Source organism: Alteromonas sp. AMM-1 (assembly GCF_047290655.1).
GTDB classification, from domain to species: Bacteria; Pseudomonadota; Gammaproteobacteria; order Enterobacterales; family Alteromonadaceae; genus Alteromonas; species Alteromonas mangrovi.
On record NZ_JBLBUE010000212.1, the window covers coordinates 1 to 5,276 of the forward strand.

At 47.9% G+C, this 5,276-nt stretch carries 3 protein-coding genes; all 3 read left to right on the plus strand.

All coding sequences use genetic code 11. The features are described 5' to 3' along the window. On the plus strand, positions 1-1,589 hold a 1,589-nt coding region (locus ACLR2L_RS18665; RefSeq protein WP_413370342.1), incomplete at its 5' end, for a hypothetical protein. A 39-nt stretch (positions 1,590-1,628) separates the two neighbouring features. Next, positions 1,629-3,866, plus strand: coding sequence for a class I SAM-dependent methyltransferase (locus ACLR2L_RS18670; protein ID WP_413370344.1), 2,238 nt, complete (start codon positions 1,629-1,631; stop codon positions 3,864-3,866). Between the two features lie 20 nt (positions 3,867-3,886). Next, positions 3,887-5,155, plus strand: a complete 1,269-nt coding sequence (locus ACLR2L_RS18675) for a hypothetical protein (protein ID WP_413370346.1) — start codon at positions 3,887-3,889, stop codon at positions 5,153-5,155. Positions 5,156-5,276 lie beyond the last annotated feature (121 nt).

The window sequence follows — 5,276 nt, forward strand, 5'->3', positions numbered from 1 at the left end:
AGCCTTTTAATGCCGCTCGCCTAATCGCCAGCACCTTGTATGCGCCAAGTGGTGCGGGTACAGCGTTCTCCCTCGCAACATTTGTGTGGGGGCCGATATTACTGGCCTTTGCTGACTGGATAATCGACCAGGCCAGGGCGTCAAACAGTCGCAGCATACTGTGTCTGATGCGCGAAGCAGAAGTATTCGCGCCAATTGTCGAATGGCGACTGGCACATCGACAGATTAAAGGCATCGCGGTTCACAAACTCTATGCGTCGCGTAAATCTACCTTTTGGCCTGCAATCGACGTGACGGCTGAGCAGTGGTTTGAAGATTTGGTGTATGTACTTGTCCAGCGCCGGGGATACTCAGTAAGTGATTTCTATCGCGATTTTCGACTACCGCAGGATGACATTTATCATCAGTATGAAGCCGTCGCTATTCGCGATACTGACGGCGTGTTTCATCAGGGCATGAATTTATTGAAACTGCTTACTGACAAAGCCAGAGATAACAAAGCCGCGGTTGAAGCCTATATTAATGAGCAGCGTGCGCGATTTGTGCGTTATTACGAACACCACATTGGAACACCATTGTCTGAGAGTTGTGTAGTGGATTTGGGGAACGGCGGTACCATTCCTCATCATATTGAATGTATTCTCGGCTGTCAGAGCGCGGCAAACCTGCTGTTTTACAGTTCTGAGCGCATTTACCGCTACGCACAGAAAACCCATTTCAGCACCTTTATCGGTGCCCAATCTGATAGCCGCAATGTTCGTCAGTTGTTGTCGCGTTCACCCGAGTGTATCGAGCCGTTCCTGGTAGGCGATTGTGGTACGGTGACCGGCTACAGTGACGATGCCCATGCCACACCGGTTCAGGCTGACAGGATTGAAGAGAACAGTGCAAATGTGAAGGCGTTCCTGGCCGGATTACATGCTTATTTTTCGGTACATCACCGTTATGATTTGCCAAATGCCACGGCAGACCAGGTGTTGCCTATCCTGTTTCGCTATTTACAACTGCCATGTAAACCCGAAGCTCAGCTGTTTACCGAACTGCTTCACCAGGATAATTTTGGTTCCAATCTGGCATATCCGATTATTACTGATGCCCAGTGTAAAGAAGTGGCTGAGTGGCCAATCGCTGATTTTTACCTGACGTTCAGCCAGTACCCCAAAATTAAAGTAGGTAAAATCCACTGGCCACAGGCGGTGATAACCCTGTGTGATGACAAGTTTTTGGCCCGCCAGTATGGATTGATGTCGATGGACACCGATACCGATGTGCTAAACCTGGTAGAGCGCATACTGGATCAACAGTGGCAATCCTTTTCGGTGTATGGCGCCGGATTGTTTTTCGAAAAACTGCTGCCTTATCTGAACAGATATAACCTGAATATTGAACATCTGATTGATCGAAAAGCGGATATCTCAGGGCCCTATGAAGTTGCCGGCTTTACTGTTAAACCGTTAAAACAGGCACTGGATGAAGGGTGCGGGAACATTCTTATTTCGTCTTTCGCGTTTAAGGAAGAGATCGCCCGTAATATTCACGAGCAATCTGTAGAACGTGGCCTGGGCAACCTCAATATTTTGAGTTTGTAGAACATAATTAACCGACCTACGCCGGAGCGTGAGATACCCATGAAACTGTCTGCTGATCATAGTTTGCCAATGGCACCTTACACAGATGCGCCCGTGTTCAGCGTGTTTAACGAACATGTTAAGGCATGCATGGCGAAACATTATTCCCCTGTCATGCTGGCCAATCCCAACGCGCAAGGCGACCAACATTTCTTGTGCGAGCAGCAGCATGTTGCTGATCTGTTTGGTTATCTGGAAACGTTAACCGGGCAGTGGCAAGCGCAACATGAACTGTATGTTACCGTAGCAAAGTCCGCTAACGATCAACTGGGGCAGCAAGCATTAGAAAACCTGTTTTATCAGGCCGGGTTTCATTTGGACGCCCGGGAGTGGCTGAATCGCGACTATGCAGGCTTACAGGACAACCGGGCATTTGATACGACAACCTTTCGTCGAATTAAACAAACCGGTCACCCGTTATGCACGCTGAACAACCTGTTGGCAGAGCGCGATTTGCACATGGACATGCTAAGGGAGTTCTCCTGTCGTTCAGATGCACATGTATTCCGTTATGCTTTTGCACAGCATTTTATTCGCCCCGGAGACAGGTTACTGGATTGTGCCTGTGGCCTGGGGTACGGCAGTTATCTGATGTCACTGAATGACCGCCTGAACAACATTACAGCGGTTGATATTTGTAGTGAAAGTGTGAGTTACGCCAATCAGGTGTATGGTCATGGCAAACTGCATTATGAAACGCTGGATATTGATTGTTATGCGGATACGCAGTTTGAGCCATTCGATCTGATCACGTCGTTTGAAACCATTGAACACGTAAAAGACTATCACTCATTCTTCAAACTGTGTTTGCGCAGCTTAAAACCCGATGGCCGGGTAATTGCCAGCGTGCCGTATATGTGGGTGGATGAAACCGGCAAAGATCCTAACCCCTATCATTTTCACGAGTTCGACTGGAAAAAATTTGCCGCTTTATTCGCGGAATACGGTTTTGTGATTGAGGCGCGTTATCATCAGACTGCGCCGGGTGGTTTTAAGCTAACCTCGACGCCGCGACGATTCGACAAATCCTCAGTAGACGCCGGGGAAATTGAAACAGAGTGGCTGGTAGTGGTCGCTACGCCGGATCTTACTCACCCGCTGTGGCAGTCTCAGCAATCGTTGGTGTACAGCAACCCACAATACCCTCAGGCATCATTACCTGCCTATGTGGACTTTGCAGCAGGCTATCACAATCCCTGGTTGCATCGTCAGCTGGTTCAGGTGGGGCAACGCATTGAAGATGCGGATATTCGGCGTCGCTATGTGGAGTCGCTGTTAGACAGCGGGGCAGAAGATCATTGTCTGCTATTAACTATTCAGGGTTATTCACTGGAAGCCAACCTTGCCAAAATTAATGCCTGGCTGGATACGTCTGAAACGGCATTGGAGCGGGTTGAGCGAGATACAGAACGCCATCCTTTTGCGATACGCTGGTTAGTCTCGCTGGCGTATCTGAGCGCTATCAAGTGTTATGAGCAAGGCGACTTTTTACGGGCAAAGGGATTATTTCAACGCGTACTGGATGCAAATTGCAGCGCGTTCTGCCCGGTGCTCAATGTCAAAGCAGTAGAGGCCTGCTTTGCATTGGCAAAAATTGCCCTTTACGAAGGTAAGCGTGAACAAGCCGCAGCCATACTGAATACGGGGAAACATCTGGTATTTGAAGCAACGGCGGTATTTAAACAGGCCGTTGAACAACAGCAGGATCAGATTGGCGAATTCCTGTGGTCGGAAATGGCCGAGCTTTTCGATGCTGGCGCATTACTCAATAAGATGGCGATAGCTTTGACTCATGAGCAAAGTACGTCTCACATTTTACGTCAGGCTGCTGAATGGGAGCAGAACAAACGGTTTGGCTTGTTTAACCTGGTTGAAAAGTACCGCAAGTCGTCCGATCTTACAGTGCAAGCTGACATGCAACTGGTGGCGCAATCCTTTGTCAATAAGCTGGTGGCGAAGACGATGAATTTAGCACGCCGAGACAACATCCATATTTGGGGTACCGGAGTGGTTGCGCAGAAGGTCTGTGAAGCACTGTCTAAGAAAGGTGTGAAGGTGAGTGGATTTATTGATTCACAGGCACGAGCAGGGCAGCAGTTTGCAGGTTTACCCGTTATTACCCCGGCTGACTTTGACGCTGATTCCACCGTTCAGGTTATTCTGACTTCGGTGGGCTCCTCTGCACAACTTGCCAAGCCGCTCGAAGAACAGGGTGTCGCTTGCGTGTATCTTACCTGAACATTATTGACGGTGGATAAATGAAAAAACAAAAGATTGCCGTAATCGGTACTGGCAGCAGTGCAGAGCAATACCTGAGTACGGTCGATGTATCTTGCGATTTCACTTTCTTCAATTCATCCGGACAGGGCGAGTTTCGTGGTCAGTCGGTACAGGCACTTTCTTCGCTCAGGTACGATGCTTTCGATAGCATTGTCATCGCTGTGTATGATTATGGCGAACTGCTACCACTCATTAATGGCGTGGAAAATGCCAACCTGTATTGGTTTGACGCCAAGAAGAGCGAATTGAAGAATTTAACCGATCCGTTTTTTGACAACCCTGAAGCCTGCCTGGATAACAGGAGTGTGTTAACGGTGATATACGACATGCGGGTCGCGCCGCCGACGTTCGATTTCCTGGTATTTCTGGTGAAATGCAGATTGGTTGCCAATGAGCGAAAACTAGCGCGACTTAAAGTAATTATTGCACCAGGCGACAATAATGGCTTCAGAGCCAATATTGATTTCTTCTCGGTGAGTGAGATGAACTTCCGTGTTACTCACTTACTGTTACCTCTGGTTAAACTGGTCGACCCGACTGCGGATTTACACCTTGTAGGCAATCGGGCTGAGGCAAGAAAATTATTTCAATCCGCAGAATTTTGCTATCCCGAAAATCACAACTTCGTCAATCCGGTCGCAAAACATCACTACTTCGAATTATTTCGGTTCATGGATGCTGATATTGAACATCGTATTGTCGAACCGTCAGAAATTTGTCGACGTCAGTTGATAGAATGGCTTTCTATGCACGATGTTGTTCGGGATAAGCTAGTGACTATCACATTACGGGAGTCTGACGCGCACACAGGCCGAAACAGTCAGGTTGAAATCTGGCGGGAAGTTGCCAGCAGGTTAGTTAATTCAGGATACGATGTTGTAGTGGTCCGTGATACTGCTAAAGCATTGATTCCGCTTGACTGGGACGGGGTTGTTGAATGCCCTTTGGCTGCTGTCGATGTTGAAATGAGAGCTGCGCTTTATGATCTTTCCTGGTTGAATCTGGCCATCAGCAGTGGGCCTTTGGCGCTCTGTCTGCTTATGAAGCACTGTCGATATATTTTGTTTGGCATGTATAATGCTAGTTGCACATCAAATACTTATGAACATCTCGAACGCATTGGATTTGCTAAAGACTGCGATCAAATCAAAGGTGGCGGGGATGGGCAATTTATCTGTTGGAACGACGTGACCGCAGAAAATGTACTGTCTGAGATAACACAAAAATTTGGAGTAACTATCCAATGAAAATATTAGTAACCGGCGCTTGTGGATATAAAGGTTCGGTGTTAATTCCGAAGCTGCTTGCGCAAGGCTATTCAGTCGATGCCCTGGATATACAGTGGTTTGGTAATTTTCTGCCTGAACA